The following is an 18,007-nucleotide window of genomic DNA, read 5'->3' as shown; positions in this document are numbered from 1 at the left end:
TGAAAGTGTAAGATGGCAAAAAAGAGCGTACTAGGAAGGGGATTAGGAGCACTAATTGATGATGTAGAAGAAGTTCAGGCAAACATGGCAGAACGAGATATGAGTAATGAAATTGACATCACTAAAATTGAAGCCAATCCTTATCAACCAAGAACCAAATTTGATGAAGCTGCGTTGAACGAACTCGCCCAATCCATAAAGGAATTAGGTATTGTTCAGCCTATTACTGTTCGTAAAATCCACAATAACTCCTACCAGCTTATTGCCGGAGAACGTAGATTTCGTGCAGCTAAGATTGCCGGATTAACAAAAATACCAGCCTATGTACGACTAGCCGAAGATGATAAAATGCTGGAGTTGGCTTTAGTGGAAAATATCCAACGCGAAGATCTCGACTCTATTGAAGTTGCCATTAGTTATCAACGATTAATTGATGAATGTAAACTAACTCAGGAAAGCTTATCGGATCGTGTTGGAAAAAAACGCTCTACCATTTCCAATTATCTACGTCTTTTAAAATTGCCTGCCGAAATTCAGAAAGGTATTCGCGAAAAAAGAGTTTTAATGGGTCATGCCCGCGCATTGGTTAATGTGGATGATCCAAAATCACAATTGAAAATATTCGAATTAACCGTTCAAAACGATTATTCTGTTCGTAAAGTAGAAGACCTGGTTCGATCTATAAACAGTAAGGAAGAAGAGGAAACTAAAGTTGCTCCCAAAACTACCTTACCCAAAGAATATGACTCCTTAAAAGATCATCTGTCGAAACATTTTGATACTAAAGTTGATCTGAAACGCACCAAAAACGGTAAAGGGAAAATTATTATTCCTTTTAAATCGGATGATGATTTAGAACGGATACTTGCCGTGATGGATCAAATGAATTCATAAACAATTAAAAAACATCTCGATTTGAATAAGCTACGCCCACTTTTCATCATTGGGTTGATGTCTGTTATATTATTTTGTTTTAACACAAAAACACTATTTGCTCAACACTTTACAGCAGATACAATACAAGTGGAATCACCCGTAAAAGTGCATTCCCCTCATAAAGCAACCATGTACTCTCTTATTTTTCCTGGATTAGGACAAATCTACAATAAGAAATACTGGAAAGTTCCTATTCTTTATGCCGGAATTGGAGCTACTTTATACGCTATCAATTGGAACACTAAGAATTTTAAAAAGTATAAAGAAGCTTTTGGAGACTTTTCTCAATATTACAATTACAAATACCAAGCTGAAAATTTAGAAACTCCTATTGAGAAACCTACATCTAATAGCTATGAAGATCTGTACAATGCTGATTTTGTGGAAAGTACATTGAATTTTGACAACTGGTTTAAAACTCAACTACAAAATAAAAAGGATTCATTTAAGCACGATCGGGATCTTAGCTATATCATTTTAGCAGGAGTTTACGTATTAAATATCATTGATGCAGCAGTGGATGCTCATTTTACAAATTTTAATGTAAATAGTGATTTAACAATTAATGTGGAACCCGCTGTTAGCTATTCCGCATTTTCAGGAAATTCAGTAGGTTTTCAATGCCGGATAACGTTTTAAGAAGAGAGAGAGAGAACATGAGAAGAAAGATCTATTTTTTACCTGTTATTTTATTAGGAGTTTTGGCTTGTAATACAATCAAGCAAACCGCCAGCAATCAAAGTGTAAAATCAGAAAAGCCAGTTCAAGCTGTTGTGCTTTCGGATATAGATTCCACAGAAACCCTTTCTGCTGATCCTGATCCGATTATCGAAAAAGATAGCTTAGAGTTTCTAAAGATACATCCGGTTGATGTTCGATATGACTTGCAAGACACAATAAACACAACTTTTAATAGCAATTTAGATAGCTTACTTCACTTATGGTATGTGAAAAACACTACCAAAACATTGCATATTCATGACCGTGGAAATCCTTATATTCATTCAAAAATTGCTGATTCTGTTTATATAAAAAGACTGGGAAATATTCCTTCTCTTATTGATTTATCCTACAATAAAATTGTTCGTAATTATATTGAGTTGTACACCAATAAAAGAAGAAAACAAGTAGAATTGATGATGGGAATGTCGGAATATTATTTCCCCATTTTTGAAGCTATTTTAGATAAGGAAGGTCTCCCACAGGAATTAAAATATTTGCCAATTATAGAATCAGCCTTAAATCCTAAAGCATTATCAAGAGCAGGAGCAAGTGGATTGTGGCAGTTTATGTACGGAACGGGCAGAATGTATAAGTTAAATATTAATTCTTACGTAGATGAACGTAGAGATCCTGTAAAATCAACCTATGCCGCTGTTAAATATCTAAAAGACATGTATCGGGTTTACGGCAATTGGCAATTGGTGATTGCTGCATATAATTGCGGTCCAGGTAATGTAAATAAAGCTATTAGACGAAGCGGCGGAAAGAAAAACTATTGGGATATCTACTATCGACTACCAAAAGAAACCAGAGGTTATGTGCCTGCCTTTATCGCAGCAGTTTATACTTTTAACTATAACAAGGAACATCAACTTTATCCTCAGGCATCCAATTTTCCAATTGCCTGCGATACTTTACTAATTGATGAAACCCTGCACTTTGATCAAATTTCTAAAGTAATTCATATTCCTAAATCGCAGTTAAGAGAATTAAACCCACAATATCGTGCGGATATCATTCCTGCGAACAATAAAGGATATGCGCTGAAAATTCCAATGGAATACACTTCCAAATTTATTGATTTACAAGATTCCATATTTGCCTATAAAAAGGACTATTATTTTAGCCAAAAGGATAAGGTGGTAAATCCTCGAGACAGATACCAGAAATACGCTCATGTCGCACCAAAAAATAAAGCAAAAGTATTCTACAAAGTGAAACCCGGTGATGCAGTTGGATTAATTGCCTCGTGGTTTCATGTAAGAACTTCTAACTTCAGGTATTGGAATAATATTCACCGAAATCTTATTAAAGTTGGACAAAATCTGGTAATATATGTTCCTAAATCAAAAGCCTCCTACTATAAGAGTTTCAACAGAATGAGCTATGCTCAGAAGCAAGCAACCTTAGGAAAAACAGTTTCGAAAAGGAGCAATACTGCAAGTTCCAAGCCTAAAGTATCCACAAAATACAATGCTTCCTATGTATATTATACCGTTCGCAGGGGCGATAATTTTTGGACTATCGCAAGGAAGTTTCCGGGTATATCCAACTACGATATAATGAGACTCAATAATATTAAGAATGCCAAAAGTTTGAGAATAGGTCAGAAACTAAAAATAAAGCCCAGAAGCTAACAGCATTTTATATAACACAAAAAAAACGAAGATTACTCTTCGTTTTTTTTGTGCTTATTTCTGATGCGCAGGACTGCGGATACTTTGTGCTTATATCAAGAACACAATCGCTTTATCTTTTAGGAATCAGCTACAAATCCTCCTACCCTTACCAGCAAATTTGATTTGCTAGTACTATCAAATAGGAATTACTAGTACTACCAATTTTGATTTACTGGTACTGGCAAATTCAATTTACCAATGCTACTAAATTCGTTTTATCAGTGAGTGCAATTAAATTTAGATACAGATAATATTCTGAAGAATATACCCACAGAATAATATCTATTTCAATGCTGTCCGATTAAAATTCAGACAGAGGTAGATAAAGATAATAATATTAGATTTTAAAATTGTATCGCCACCTACGGGGCTCTCTTTATTGTTACGAATTTGTTTCTACCATACTATCGCTCCTAAGGGAGCTAAAAACAATCCCAGAGGGATGGAAGTATAGTAGATATCAATTTATTGCAAAAGCAATAAGTACCGTAGGTACGACAGAAAATTTAGTAGAACACAATTTAACCGGACACCAGTGTATCTATTTAATAAATCCAGGTTTCATCCTTTTATTCCGGCGGCGTCTCCGTCTTTCAAATCGAATCAAACCATAAACTATCATTAAAATTAAAGGCAAAAGAAAGTTGATATATTTTATCAAGAAAACTTTACTGTCTGTCATTTCATTCAGCGGTCGGGAGGAGACTCCCTTTGTTCTTAGGCTCATTAAGCCAGAATCGTCCGATAACCAATCTACAGCATTGGCAATAAAATTGATATTATCTTTTTGTATTGGAATTCGTGAGCTTCCGGTACCATTCACCATAAAATTACCATCTCCAACTAAACATATTTTAGCTTCTTTATCACCCCCCATAGGACCTTCTAAAGTGGCAGCAATGGTTAAATCCGGATATAAAAAATCCTGTGCTCTCCATACTCTTCCAATATTAAAACTAATTGGAGCTCTTAATTTCCCGGAGATTTTAGAAGTAAAGCCCAGAGGCTGATATCGCAAAGTAGAATCTCCAACATAGGTGATCGGGCTGGCAAATTGAAGGATCATCGTTTCCAGGCCTTCCGTAATACTATGATTCGCAAAGCGAGATATTACAGGTAAAAAGGGGAAATTAATTTGCTGAGGATAGGAAAAGAAACCTTGTTGATGAACGGTGACAGTACCACACTTTTTATCTACAATAAATGAATTCTCCACATATAATCCTTTTTTCTCTAGCCATTTTTCCAAACCGGTATTTACCTCTACTCCAATACCATCATTCAACAAACCATTCACCCTTTCGATGGCAATAAAAATACTCCCTCCGTGAGCTAAATAATCGTCTAATCGTCCTAATTGAGTAGAAGAAATAGTACCCATTGGTCCTATCAACAGAAGCGTTTTATATTTATTTAAATCCGGCTCTGATAATAGATGAATAGGCTTTATATCGTATAAAACGGATAACTCCTTCATCGCCTGATCTAAAGATGCCAAACCAGGCTCGCCATGACCAGTTATATATCCAATTTCAGGTTTAACCCGAATTGTTAGTCTTTTAATTAATGTTGAAAGCGTATATTCCATAGATATTCCGGGCTTTATCAATGGGATTACTTCAGACCGGTCACCAACTTGAATCATCATGCCAAGAAAAACACGCTGTACTTTCAATTGATCCTTCTCCCTCACTTCCAATGGTACCGGATTAATTCCTGCATCTAATGCTTGTTGTTCCAACTCCTTATTTTTGTTAGGATTGATGTATTCAAAGTCAATTTTCTTATTACTATACTGATTGTATTCGGTTAATAGATTTTTCAAATCAAGTACACTTCTATTAACATCAGGAGGCAAATCGCTTGAGACGTATAACGTGATTATTATCGGCTTATCCACCTCCCGAAGAATTCGCTTGGTTGATCGGTCTAAAGTATATCGCTTATCTTCGGTGAAATCAGCTCTTATAAAGTAAACCGAGGAAATAGCATTCAGAAGAATGATTAATCCTCCCACAAAAAATACACTATAAAATATGCTAGTCTTATTCTTCATAATAACAATAATAAGCTAAAGATTTCTGTTGGAAAGTATCGTTTTTGAACAGAATAGACAGAAAAAAGAAATCGAGAAAAAATATATTAAATCCTTAGTGTCCACAACACCTCTGGTAATCGATTCAAAGTGTGTGGATAAACTCAGATAACTGAAAAAACCACCAAAAAAACCTACGAAATTAGATGCTAGCACATCGAAAATAATATGGAAGAATATACCTATCGACAGAGCACTTAAAGAGGCAATAATTGGATTAGAAGCAATACAGCTTGTCAAAATACCAATACTAATATATACCATACTCATTAACAACAAACCTATATAGCCAAGTAGGATGGCTGAATGATCTACCGGACCAATCGCCCAAAGTGTAAAATAGTAAAGTACTGTTGGGGCCAGAGCAATAACTATCAGAAAAAAAGTGGATAGGAATTTCCCCAATATTAAATGCCAATCGCTTACAGGCTTTGTTAGCAATAACTCCAAAGTTCCTGCTTTTAGTTCTCCGGCAATGGATTTCATAGTTAGAACCGGGATAAATACAAACAAACTCCAGTAAGCAACAGTAAAAAAAGTATTTAAATTTGCCTGTCCAACGAAAAATATGTCTGCACCATAAATCCATGTAAAGAATCCACTAAAGCCCAAAAATATCAGGATTAAAACGTAGGCAGTAAGGGAGTCAAAAAAAGTATTCAATTCGCGCAAAGCGATGTGTAGAATTTGCTTCATATAATACTAGTGAAGAGTTAGTTCTCTAAAAATATCCTCCAATTTAGTTTCTGTTGGAGTAAGTTCTGATATATATAAATCGTTTTTTACACATGTATCAAATATTGATTTTACTGAAGAACTGTCCGGCTTGGATTGTATCTCAAACAAATTTTTATCTACGTCAATAAAATCAACACTTTCAATAGTTTCAATCTGAAATAGGAGATCAAAAATATCCTTTACCTCACCTCCTTGTATTCCCACCTTTAGAATCTCATTTCCCGCTGCTTGCTTTCTAAGCTCTTCTGCTGTTCCATCTACCACTATTCTTCCATTATTAATAATCAAGATACGATCACAGGTTGCTTCTACTTCAGCCAGAATATGAGAACTTAAAATTACTGTTTTCTCCTTTCCAATCCGCTTAATCAATTCCCTTATTTCGACAATTTGATTTGGATCCAGACCTGTTGTTGGTTCATCCAGAATAAGTATTTCGGGATCATGAATAAGGGCTTGAGCCAATCCAACTCTTTGCTGATAACCTTTGGATAGCTCTCCAATTAACTTGTGTTTTTCTCCTTCGAGACCACAGGTACGAACCATATCCAAAATGCGCTCGGGAATCAGGTATTTAGGTACGCTATGGATCTTTGCAATAAACTCCAGGAAATCAATAATATTCATTTCCTGATAAAGAGGATTGTTTTCGGGAAGATAGCCAATATTTTTCTTGATCATTTCAGGATGCTCATGAATAGAATATCCCCCAACAAGAATATCCCCTTCCTCTGGTTTTATATAGCAAGATATCGCTTTCATTGTCGTTGTTTTTCCAGCTCCATTAGGACCTAAAAAGCCAAGTACTTCACCCGCTTTTACGCGAAAAGAAACATTATCAACAGCCTTTTGCGGACCATATCTTTTTGTTAAATGTTCAACAACAATATCCATAAAATTCGAATGTAAATTTGCATCCTAACAAATTTAAAAAAATTCTCTGTTCAAAGGCTATTGCCAGAGGATTTAACAAAAATTAACAATGCCTTAATGAAAAGCATTAAGGAATAAACTATTTTAGAATTTTTAATACTTGAAGATATGATAAAAGCCCTGATTTTTGATATGGATGGCTTGCTGATTAATTCGGAAAATTTTTGGCAGGAGAGCGAATGCAAAATTTTCAACTCTATTGGAATATCTACGAGTGAAGAAATGTTTGAGCCATTTATGGGTAAGAAAATAGATGAAGTAGTTGATATAATGTGGACAAAACACAAATGGAACTCTCCCTCAAAAACAGAAGTGGTTGGTGCAATAGTTGAGAATGTAATTCAGCTTGTTATAGAAAAGGGAGAAGCACTTCCGGGAGTAGTAGAAACGCTAAATGCATTAAAAGAAACTTCCTTTAAAGTAGCTTTAGCATCCTCTTCGAAAATGAAGATAATTAATGCTGTATTGGAGAAATTAATGCTTCGGGATTATTTTGAAGTTGTACACTCCGCCGAATTTGAAACCTATGGAAAACCTCATCCCCAGATATTTATAAGCACAGCACAAATGTTAGATGTTAATCCTTCTGAGTGCATTGTTTTTGAGGATTCCTTAAATGGAGTGATCGCTGCTTTGGCTGCAAATATGAAATGTATTGCAATTCCAGAGCCTACTGCCTCCAATGGCGACAAATTTATTATAGCCGATAAAATTCTGAATAGTTTAAACGATTTTAAAATCAGTGATATTAATAATTTAGAATAGAATTTTTCTTTAACTAAATCACAAGCTGTTAACTTAGTAGTATCCCAACTTAAGATATTTATAGTAACTAACCTAGAGAATCACCTTATCAAGTATTTTAAAAAAATCCTGCAATTCTAAATTCCCTGATACAATTTTATAATTCGCCTGTTCATAGAATGGCAATCGAATCATCAAATGTCTCTGGATATATTGCAGTAATTCTTCTTGGGATAAATTCTTAACCAAAGGACGTTCCGTCTTCGAACTTGTGACTCTATCTCTTAATAATTCAGGAGATCCTTCAATGTATAAGGTTAAACCCATACCATTCATTTCCTCCATATTATTATTAAAACAAGGCGCTCCTCCACCAGTAGCAACAATAATATTTTGGTAGTCTGCAATAGAATGTAAGGCTGCTTGCTCTTTTTCCCGAAATCCTGACTCCCCGATATTTTCGAACAATTCAGGAATGCTAGCCTTTTCCCTTTCTTCAATTAAAGAGTCCAGATCAATGAATCGAAATCCGTAATGGTCGGCAATTAACCTTCCCCATCTTGATTTACCACATCCCATATACCCAATTAAAAAAATTCTCATTGCAGAAATATATTTCAAGCCTCAGCTACTTAGGTAACTAAGGCTAATATCAATTTTATTTTTCAGAATTAATGTCGTTCTGTTTATCAACATCCGGTTTCTCCAAAACCAATTCTTCCGAGTTCTCCTCTCTTGGTAAAGGATCGAGTTCTACAATCTTTTTAATTTCATATATGCTCAAACGCTTTCCTCTAGCCTTATGAGATTTAACACCGATAAAATCAATACCTTCAACAATATCCTTAGGTCTGTCCTCATTTTTACCACCATAGGTAATTTCAAATCGAGGATAGGATTCATCTGTTAAGCAGATTAATTTATTATTTGGATTTTCCCCAATGAAATCAACAGTTTTCCCGTTTCCTTCCATGGTAAATCGTTTCAAATAATAATACTCCTGATCTGCATCGTAAAATACTGCGGACCAAATCTTTTCCGGATCATATTTTTCGATAATGCTAATATTATCGGCGTAATGATTACTTAAATCAAAGCTTGTAAAATGAAATGATGCTGGTTTGCTAATGATCAAGATTTTATCTTCTCCCGAAAATTCTCCAATAAAATCTCCCCTATGATCTGTATTTAAACGCAAAACATCCGGATCAAACCAAATTTTACGACCTCCCAAAGTAGAAACTCCTTCGTGCTTAAGGGTAATTTTATGCACATCATTTCTGGTTAGAATATTCCCCATTGATGCACGACCTTTCACTGCTAATTCGGCAAAATCAAATTCGAAATTTAATTTTTTCAGTCTTGGCTTTGGCTTCAGAACTATCCTAATTACCTCTGCTTCTCCATTTGGATTCGCGCTAAAATAAATCACTCTGGAACCTGTAGTTTCTTTTGTTAGATTATATTCTTTATCTCTGGTTATACTAGTGACAGGAAATCTCTTCACATAAGAATTTCCTCCGCGACCATCCCGGTAAGCAACATTAAAAATTGTTCTTTTATCATTTTTACGGAAAATTGCGATGTGTAAAATATTCTTACCTATGAATAATTTATCAGCCACTTTTGTTACAAAATAAGTCCCGTCTTTTCTGAAAATAATTACATCATCAATATCTGAACAGTCACAGACATATTTATCTTTCTTTAATGCAGTTCCTAAAAATCCTTCTTCATAATTTACATAGAGTTTTTGATTAGCAACTACTACTTTCGTCGCAACAATATTCTCGAAACTTCGAATTTCAGTTTTTCGCTCTCGTCCCTTACCAAATTTCTTCTTAATGGCCTGAAAATATCTAATAGTGTAAGGTATAATGTTGGCAATATGAACATTAATCTCCTCAATCTCTGATTCTATGGCTTTAATAAGATCCATAGCTTTGTCCATATCGAATTTAGATATCCTTTTAATTTTTATCTCTGTTAGGCGAACAATATCATCAGGGGTTACTGCACGCATTAAATTCTGTGTAAATGGTTTTAAACCCTTATCGATTGTTTCGAGAACAGACTCCCAAGTTTCACATTCCTCAATGTCACGATATATTTTATTTTCTATAAAAATACGTTCCAAAGATGCGTAATGCCAAGCCTCTTCCAATTCCTTTTTTCGAATTTCCAATTCAAGTTTAAGCAAAGCTACTGTATTGTCGGCAGATCGTTTTAAGATCTCTGATACACCTATGAATTTAGGTTTGTCATTTTCGATAATACATGCATTTGGAGAAATAGATATTTCGCAATCCGTAAAGGCATAAAGAGCGTCTATCGTTTTATCCGAAGAAATACCACTTGCCAGATGAATCATTATCTCAACATCCGCAGCGGTATTATCATCAATTTTTTTAATTTTTATCTTCCCTTTATCATTTGCCTTGATAATGGAATCAATTAGAGATGTAGTGTTTCTACCATAAGGAATTTGTGTAATTTTAAGCGTTTTGTTATCCTCTTTCTCAATTTTGGCTCTCACTTTTACCGCTCCACCACGCAAACCATCATTATAACGGCTCACCTCAATCATCCCTGCAGTTGGAAAATCCGGATACAACACGAATTCTTCCTCTCTCAAATAGGCGATACAAGCTTTAATTAATTCATTAAAATTGTGAGGCAATATCTTAGAGGCCAAACCAACTGCGATTCCTTCTACTCCTTGTGCCAATAGCAGCGGAAATTTTACAGGAAGCGTAATTGGCTCCTTATTTCTACCATCGTAGGAAAGTTTCCAATTGGTAGTTTTTGCATTGAAGACAACTTCCAGGGCAAATTTAGACAAACGAGCTTCAATATATCTGGGTGCTGCAGCAGAATCACCGGTAAGGATATTCCCCCAGTTTCCCTGCATATCAATCAACAAATCCTTTTGACCTAGCTGAACAAGAGCATCCCCTATGGAAGCATCTCCATGCGGATGATATTGCATCGTATTACCAATTATATTGGCTACTTTATTATATCTACCATCGTCCAAGCGTTTCATAGCATGCAGAATTCTGCGTTGAACGGGTTTTAATCCATCATTCACATAGGGAACTGCACGCTCCAAAATTACATAAGAGGCATAATCCAGAAACCAATTTTGGTACATGCCTGAGAGGTAAGTCACGTTTCGCATAGCTTCAGGCTGTGCACCATTTAACTCTTTTTCCTCTTCCTCCGGATTTTCCATATCATTTGTCTCTTCACTACTCATAAAGAAATTTGGGTTTATTTATTAAAATTTAGAGATCAGTTTGGCTTACACTTCATCTTTTTCCACGACGAGATTATCAATGATGAACTCCTGCCTGTTTGGGGTGTTCTTGCCCATATAAAACTCTAACATACCAGACACAGAATCATCCTTCTTCATCACTACCGGATCCAAGCGGATATCTTTTCCAATGAAATGTTTAAATTCATCCGGTGAAATCTCCCCTAAACCCTTAAATCTGGTTATTTCGGGATTGGCTCCTAGCTGCTTTAGTGCTTTTTCTCTCTCCTCTTCAGAGTAACAATAAATGGTTTTACGCTTATTTCTCACTCTAAATAAAGGAGTTTGCAGAATATACAAATGTCCTCCCCGTACTAAATCAGGAAAAAATTGCAAAAAGAAAGTGATCAGTAATAAACGAATATGCATACCATCAACATCCGCATCCGTTGCAATTATTACATTATTGTAACGAAGTCCTTCAATTCCATCCTCAATATTCAAAGCTGCCTGCAGCAAATTGAATTCCTCATTTTCGTAAACTATTTTTTTGGTTAAACCATAAGTATTTAATGGTTTACCTTTCAGACTAAATACTGCCTGAGTATTTACCATCCGCGATTTTGTGATGGATCCACTTGCTGAATCCCCCTCCGTAATAAAAATGGAAGTATCTGACTTTTGTTCGTCTTTAGAATTAAAATGGATGCGGCAATCCCGTAGTTTTTTATTGTGCAGATTCGCTTTTTTGGCTCTCTCCTTAGCAATCTTTTTTATACTGGAAATTGCTTTGCGTTCCTTCTCTGATTCTAATATCTTCTTGTGCAGGATGTCTGCAACAACTGGATTTTTATGCAAAAAATTATCCAATTTAGAGGTTACAAAATCCATAATGAAATTCCGTACAGAAGGACCATTAGGACCTATATCTTTGGAGCCAAGCTTTGTTTTTGTTTGAGATTCAAAAACCGGTTCTTCAACCTTAATGCTTATCGCTGCAATAATTGAAGTTCTAATATCTGAAGTGTCAAAATCTTTCTTATAAAAATCACGAATAGCTTTAACTAAAGCTTCCCGAAAAGCTGCTAAATGAGTTCCTCCTTGAGTTGTGTGTTGTCCATTAACAAAGGAATAATACTCTTCTCCATACTGACGGCCATGAGTAAGTGCAATTTCAATATCCTCCCCTTTCATATGAACAATATCATACAATCCTTCCGAATTCATATTTTCGTTCAACAAATCCAGCAATCCATTTTTGGATAAAAATCTCTCTCCATTAAAAAATATGGATAAACCGGCATTTAAATAAACGTAATTCTTAAGAAGAGTCTCAATATATTCAGAGATATATCTAAAATTAAGGAACATTTCTTCGTCCGGATGAAAAGTGATTTGAACTCCATTTTTTTCATCAGTAGTTTGGATTTCATCATCTTGTATCAGAACTCCTTTTGAGAATTCGGCTCTTTTCACCTCCCCATCCCGGAAGGATTCAATAATGAATGGGTCTGATAAAGCATTTACCGCTTTAATTCCGACTCCATTTAATCCAACTGATTTCTTAAAAACTTTCGAATCGTACTTGGCTCCGGTATTCATTTTCGAAGTAACATCAATCACTTTGCCTAAAGGAATTCCACGCCCGTAATCCCGAACGCAAACTTTTCTATCCGTGATACTAACTTCTATAGATTTCCCTACGCCCATGGCGAACTCATCAATAGAATTATCAATTACTTCTTTTAATAAAATGTAAATCCCATCATCATGAGAAGATCCGTCTCCCAACTTCCCGATATACATACCGGGACGTTTACGGATATGTTCTTTCCAATCAAGTGTTCGAATGCTATCTTCAGAATATTTTGCTGTCATGTAAAATCAGGTTTTTACAAATATAGCTAAAAGAACGATTTCTTATAAAGGAGTTTATCAACAGCTTGTTAAATTGCCCTAAAATTGGGCTTTATAAAAATATTCTTGAACGCTTATTCTATTATAAATCAAGAAATACCATTATTGTGATTCGTAATGATTCCAAATTACTGATTTATGAAATCGATTACTTTATTCAACTTTCGCTTAACATTAATCTGTTAAATAAGGAGAGAGAAGAGGATAATTCAATAACCTAAGCAAGTCTAAAACATGCCATATTTTATCAATTTTTTAACTACAAGACAAATGGTAAGAATCTCCGCAGCACTTACAGCAATCAGTAAATATACTGACGAATAATTTAGTTTCGCACGAATATTGCTGGATTTTCTTGAGTCAACGCTTCGCTTGGATACCCACCATTTGGTTAAACGAAAAACGGCATATCCGATAACTAAACCGAGAATCATTCCTCCCAGAACATCACCAGGAAAATGTACTCCTAAATATACTCGGGAATAGATAATTAAAAGTGACCAACAAAACGCAAATATTGTATATAAGCGATTTTTAAACAATAAAGAAGTTAGCATTGCAAAGCCAAATGTATTGGCAGCATGGGACGACACAAAACCATATTTCCCACCCTTATATCCGCTAACCAAATGTACCATATTGCTTATAGTTGGATCGTGGCTGGGACGTAATCGTTGGAAAATATTTTTAAAAAGCTGAGTGGAAATTTGGTCACATAAAAAAATCATTAGAAACAGACCTATGATCCACCATAATGCTTCTTTCCCCTTGAATTTATAAATTTGATAGAGAAGTACTATATATAAAGGAATCCAGAATTCCTTCCTGGTAAAAATCATCATCACAACATCCCAGAAGTGTGTATGATAACTGTTAAGCCACAATAATAATTCCTTGTCGATTTGTATGAGGGTTTCCATAGTATATCAAATATTACTCATTAATAGCTTTCCAAATCATATCCTTTAATTCGGCAAGTCCTTTTTGAGCAATGGAAGATATAAAAACATAAGGTATTTCCGGTAAATCTTGTTTGATTTCTGTTATTAATTCCTCATCAAGCATATCCGATTTGGTAATAGCGAGAAGCCTTTGTTTATCGAGAAGTTCGGGATTAAACTGTTTCAACTCATTCAAAAGCACTTGGTATTCCTTATGTATGTCATCACTATCCGCTGCCACCATAAAAAGCAAGACGGGATTCCGCTCAATATGACGTAAAAAACGCAATCCCAGACCACGTCCTTCGTGAGCTCCTTCAATAATACCAGGAATGTCGGCCATAATAAATGATCGGTCGTCGCGATAAGCAACTATCCCAAGGTTAGGAACCAAGGTAGTAAAATGATATTCTGCTATCTTTGGTTTAGCTGCCGAAACAACCGACAATAAAGTAGATTTCCCAACACTTGGGAATCCAACCAATCCTACATCAGCAAGAACTTTCAATTCCAATATAACGGCTCGTTCCACACGCTCTCCACCTGTTTGAGCATAACGGGGAGTTTGATTGGTAGAAGAACGGAAATGCCAGTTACCCTGACCGCCACGACCACCTTGAACCAATATTTTCGTTTCCCCATCATCGGTAACATCAAAAATAACTTCTCCGGTTTCCGCATCACGTGCTACAGTTCCCAATGGAACTTCAATCACCTCATCTTCTCCATCATAACCGGTACTTCTACTTTGACTACCAGAACCAGCATCACCTGCGAAAATATGGCGACTAAATTTTAAATGAATCAGTGTCCACAACTGAGAATTCGCACGAATAATTATGTGACCTCCACGACCGCCATCTCCTCCATCAGGACCACCTTTCATAGTCAATTTATCACGATGAAGATGGGTGGATCCATTTCCTCCGGCACCAGAACGGCAAAATATTTTTACGTAATCAACAAAATTAGATCCTGACATAATTCTTTAAATTTACAGCTATTTAAGCTCAATATTTGCCAATTTATCAGCAAATAACTTTTCAATTAATTGGGATATTCGTTCTAAAATCTCCTTCACAGACCCCATCCCATCAAGTGACTGATATACACCTTGCTTTCTATAAGAATCAGCTATTGGTGCGGTAACCTCAGAATAAATTCGAAGTCTTTTCTCAATTACTTCGCGACAACTATCATCAGGACGACCCAATGATTCCCCTCTTGTTAATAATCGTTGAATCAGTTCTTCCTTTTCAACTTTTATTTCAATTACCAAATCAACTGCGCTATTTCGTTTGGTCAAGAGCTCTGCAAAAACAGGTATTTGCCCAACATGACGAGGAATTCCATCGTACACAAAACCTTTCGCATCTTTATGAAAATCCAAAAATTTCTCGACAATACGATAGGCCAGTTCATCTGTGAAAAAATTCCCTCCATCAATCAATCTCTTCGCTTCCAGACCTTCTGGTGAAGCTTTTTTTATTTCCTCCCGACAAACATCACCGGTGGAGAGATGAACCAAATTAAACTTTTCCTGCAATAATTCAGACTGCGTTCCTTTGCCGGAACCAGGAGGTCCAAACAATACAATATTCAACATCTGCTCTAGTCTATTACAGTGTAAATATCCGGAAGATTTCTCCCCACTCCATCATAATCTAATCCACGTCCTACGATAAAATCATTAGGAATTTCCATTCCCACATAGTTTATTTTCACATCGCGAATTAAGGCTTTAGGCTTAAAGAGCATGGTTGCAACCATTATTTCTTTTGCATTATAATCCTGAATCTGTTCCAATGTATTGGAGATAGTTATACCTGTATCCACAATATCTTCCAATAAAACAACGGTTCGATCTTTTAGATCTTCCGTAAATCCCATCAACTTTTTAACTTTCCCTGTGGTACCCATTCCGTCATAAGAGGATAATCTCATAAAAGTAATTTGAGCATTCTCAACAGTAATTTGCTTCATTAAATCAGAAGCAAACATGAAAGATCCGTTTAGGATACAAATAAACAAAGGTTCTTTCCCTTCTAAATCTTTATTCATTTTCTCCGCCATTTGGGCAATTACCTGGTCCAGTTTCTCTGCAGGAATTGACACTCTAAATTCTCGATCCAGAAGTTTTACAGTTTTCATTGATTCTATTATTTTATATTTGTGGAATACCCTAAGATTATTGTATGGAAAAGCATACAATCCATGAATTATCCTAAATTATCAATTGATTGTTTCATCATACTTTAAATTCGGGAAATAAAAAATGTTTTAACTCCAAGGTGTAACATACATATTTTTTTATCAATTTTACGCTAATAATTAGCGCCTAATGCAGGTTCACATGATGGAATTAAAACAATTCCTAAATTTGCTGCAAAAATACAATTTTTTACCATTTTATTTATTAAATCCACGAATAAAACCATATGAAAGCGAAAGTTAGTATTATCATGGGGAGCACTTCTGATCTTCCCGTAATGGAAAAAGCAGCAAAAATTTTAAACGATCTTAAGGTTCCTTTTGAAATCAATGCCTTATCTGCACATCGTACGCCAGAAGAAGTAGAAGTATTCGCGAAAGGCGCTTACGATAGAGGAATTAAAGTAGTGATTGCAGGAGCCGGTATGGCAGCCCATCTTCCTGGTGTAATATCCGCCATGACCCCCATTCCGGTTATTGGCGTACCAATTAATGCTACCCTCGACGGGATGGATGCACTTTTGAGTATTGCTCAAATGCCTCCAGGCATTCCTGTTGCAACTGTAGGTATTAATGCTGCCATGAATGCAGGGATATTGGCAAGCCAGATTATAGCTGTAGGGGACAAAGCCTTGCAACAATCTCTAATAAGCTTTAAGGAAAGTCTGAAATCAAAAATTGTAAAAGCAAATGAAGAATTATCTAATTTAAAATACGATTTCAAAACGAACTAATAAACATTATTCAATACGACTAAAAATCTACACTCCATTATTATGGTATGTAGATTTTTTATTTTAACTTAACATCCGGAAGTTTATTTTAATTTACTAAAAAATCAAAATCAACAACAATAATCAGTCTCGCAGAAGCTACAAAGTAAATTTCCTGATAAACACTACTGCGAATACTGCTAATAAATTCAATATCCGGACGATTCGCACATAAATTTATTCACTATTTTTATTTAAGCATAGGTAGTGTGAAATCATCTGGATAGGTAATAAATACAGGATGAACAGAATATTTTTACTTCTACTATTAATTTCCCCACTACAGTTATTTGCTACCAATGAAAACCGAGTAGCTGGCGCCAGATCAGATGCCATGGGAAAAGCCTCTGTAGCCATCGTTGATATTTGGAGCGGATTTAACAATCAAGCCAGTCTCGCCCGGCTAACTCAGAAATCATTTGGAGCCTATTATAAAAATCAATTTGAGATAAAAGAATTGAGCACCAAAGCCTTTTGTGCTAATATCCCTGGCAAATTCGGGACTTTCAGTATGAACTACACCCAATTTGGTTTCGACTTGTATAAAGAATCGAAAATTGGTCTTGCCTATTCACGAGCTTTAGGCAAACATTTTTGGGTAGGACTTCAGTTCGACCAATTAAGGAAAGATCTCCAGCGAGAATATGGATCTCAAACCAGATACACCTTTGAAATAGGTTTACTAGCAGAAATTTTTCCTGATTTTTATCTTGGCATGCATTTATATAATCCGGGACAGGTAAAATTTAGAACCTGGGATTACGATGATAAAATCCCCACCATTGCAAGATTCGGATTTTCGTGGAAATTAAGCAATGGCAGCATTCTGACTTCAGAAATCGAAAAAGATATAGATTCAGAACTACGAATAAAGGCTGGAATAGAATATCCTATCAGTCCGAGAATTTTTCTGCGTGCCGGAGCTTCTAATCAGCCTAATTCCATCAGTATGGGATTTGGTTTTCATTTTAAACATTTAATAACAAACATCGCATTTTCACGCCATCCCGTTTTAGGCTACACACCTTCAGCAGATCTTAGTTTCCAATTCTAAAATC

General features: G+C 35.6%; 16 protein-coding genes. 6 read left to right on the top strand and 10 right to left on the bottom strand.

Annotated elements, in window-relative coordinates:
- The first annotated feature begins 12 nt into the window (after positions 1-12).
- The 3 genes from DLK05_RS03690 to DLK05_RS03680 are packed head-to-tail and all read left to right on the top strand — an operon-like array spanning position 13 to position 3,296.
- The gene (locus tag DLK05_RS03690; protein WP_127342636.1) at positions 13-894 is read left to right on the top strand and encodes a ParB/RepB/Spo0J family partition protein; all 882 of its coding nucleotides are present in this window, start codon (positions 13-15) and stop codon (positions 892-894) included.
- 57 nt (positions 895-951) lie between these two features.
- Entirely contained in the window at positions 952-1,575 is a 624-nt protein-coding gene (locus DLK05_RS03685; RefSeq protein WP_127342635.1) for a DUF5683 domain-containing protein, read from the top strand.
- Between the two features lie 17 nt (positions 1,576-1,592).
- Positions 1,593-3,296, top strand: coding sequence for a lytic transglycosylase domain-containing protein (locus DLK05_RS03680; RefSeq protein ID WP_127342634.1), 1,704 nt, complete (start codon positions 1,593-1,595; stop codon positions 3,294-3,296).
- A gap of 583 nt (positions 3,297-3,879) precedes the next feature.
- Here the strand turns inward: DLK05_RS03680 and DLK05_RS03675 are convergent.
- From DLK05_RS03675 to DLK05_RS03665, 3 genes are read right to left on the bottom strand one after another with little or no spacing between them, the layout of a single operon-like run.
- Complete coding sequence (locus DLK05_RS03675; RefSeq protein WP_127342633.1) at positions 3,880-5,394, bottom strand: GldG family protein; 1,515 nt, start codon at positions 5,392-5,394, stop codon at positions 3,880-3,882.
- A 15-nt stretch (positions 5,395-5,409) separates the two neighbouring features.
- Entirely contained in the window at positions 5,410-6,129 is a 720-nt protein-coding gene (locus DLK05_RS03670; RefSeq protein WP_127342632.1) for an ABC transporter permease subunit, read from the bottom strand.
- 6 nt (positions 6,130-6,135) lie between these two features.
- Complete coding sequence (locus tag DLK05_RS03665) at positions 6,136-7,065, bottom strand: ATP-binding cassette domain-containing protein (protein WP_127342631.1); 930 nt, start codon at positions 7,063-7,065, stop codon at positions 6,136-6,138.
- A gap of 147 nt (positions 7,066-7,212) precedes the next feature.
- On the opposite strand from DLK05_RS03665, the gene hxpB reads away from it, so the two are divergent.
- Positions 7,213-7,869 (top strand): hexitol phosphatase HxpB, encoded by a 657-nt coding sequence (hxpB, locus tag DLK05_RS03660; protein WP_127342630.1) that lies wholly within the window; start codon positions 7,213-7,215, stop codon positions 7,867-7,869.
- Between the two features lie 72 nt (positions 7,870-7,941).
- Here the strand turns inward: hxpB and DLK05_RS03655 are convergent, their stop codons facing one another.
- The 7 genes from DLK05_RS03655 to hpt form a co-directional block, all read right to left on the bottom strand.
- Positions 7,942-8,451 carry a shikimate kinase gene (locus DLK05_RS03655; RefSeq protein ID WP_127342629.1) on the bottom strand — a complete coding sequence of 170 codons (510 nt, stop codon included), beginning with the start codon at positions 8,449-8,451 and terminating at the stop codon, positions 7,942-7,944.
- Between the two features lie 55 nt (positions 8,452-8,506).
- Positions 8,507-11,107, bottom strand: a complete 2,601-nt coding sequence (locus DLK05_RS03650) for a DNA gyrase/topoisomerase IV subunit A (protein WP_127342628.1) — start codon at positions 11,105-11,107, stop codon at positions 8,507-8,509.
- A gap of 45 nt (positions 11,108-11,152) precedes the next feature.
- A complete protein-coding gene (locus DLK05_RS03645) occupies positions 11,153-12,985 on the bottom strand; it encodes a DNA topoisomerase IV subunit B (protein ID WP_127342627.1) in 1,833 nt (610 codons plus the stop codon).
- Between the two features lie 266 nt (positions 12,986-13,251).
- Positions 13,252-13,944 carry a phosphatase PAP2 family protein gene (locus DLK05_RS03640; RefSeq protein ID WP_127342626.1) on the bottom strand — a complete coding sequence of 231 codons (693 nt, stop codon included), beginning with the start codon at positions 13,942-13,944 and terminating at the stop codon, positions 13,252-13,254.
- A 13-nt stretch (positions 13,945-13,957) separates the two neighbouring features.
- Positions 13,958-14,947: a GTPase ObgE gene (gene obgE, locus DLK05_RS03635; protein WP_127342625.1), complete on the bottom strand. Its 990-nt coding sequence runs from the start codon at positions 14,945-14,947 to the stop codon at positions 13,958-13,960.
- Between the two features lie 18 nt (positions 14,948-14,965).
- Positions 14,966-15,571, bottom strand: coding sequence for an adenylate kinase (locus tag DLK05_RS03630; protein WP_127342624.1), 606 nt, complete (start codon positions 15,569-15,571; stop codon positions 14,966-14,968).
- 5 nt (positions 15,572-15,576) lie between these two features.
- Complete coding sequence (hpt, locus tag DLK05_RS03625; protein WP_127342623.1) at positions 15,577-16,116, bottom strand: hypoxanthine phosphoribosyltransferase; 540 nt, start codon at positions 16,114-16,116, stop codon at positions 15,577-15,579.
- A gap of 287 nt (positions 16,117-16,403) precedes the next feature.
- Here hpt and purE point away from each other — a divergent pair, with 287 nt between their 5' ends.
- Together purE and DLK05_RS03615 are read left to right on the top strand one after the other, a co-directional pair.
- On the top strand, positions 16,404-16,910 hold the full coding sequence (gene purE / locus DLK05_RS03620; RefSeq protein WP_127342622.1) for a 5-(carboxyamino)imidazole ribonucleotide mutase: 507 nt from the start codon (positions 16,404-16,406) through the stop codon (positions 16,908-16,910).
- A gap of 280 nt (positions 16,911-17,190) precedes the next feature.
- Positions 17,191-18,003 carry a PorV/PorQ family protein gene (locus DLK05_RS03615; protein ID WP_127342621.1) on the top strand — a complete coding sequence of 271 codons (813 nt, stop codon included), beginning with the start codon at positions 17,191-17,193 and terminating at the stop codon, positions 18,001-18,003.
- Positions 18,004-18,007: the final 4 nt, after the last annotated feature.

The organism is Ancylomarina longa, assembly GCF_003996985.1.
Taxonomy (GTDB): Bacteria; Bacteroidota; Bacteroidia; order Bacteroidales; family Marinifilaceae; genus Ancylomarina_A; species Ancylomarina_A longa.
The sequence above is the reverse complement of the archived record's forward strand: the minus strand, read 5'-3'. Positions and strand labels throughout refer to the sequence as shown.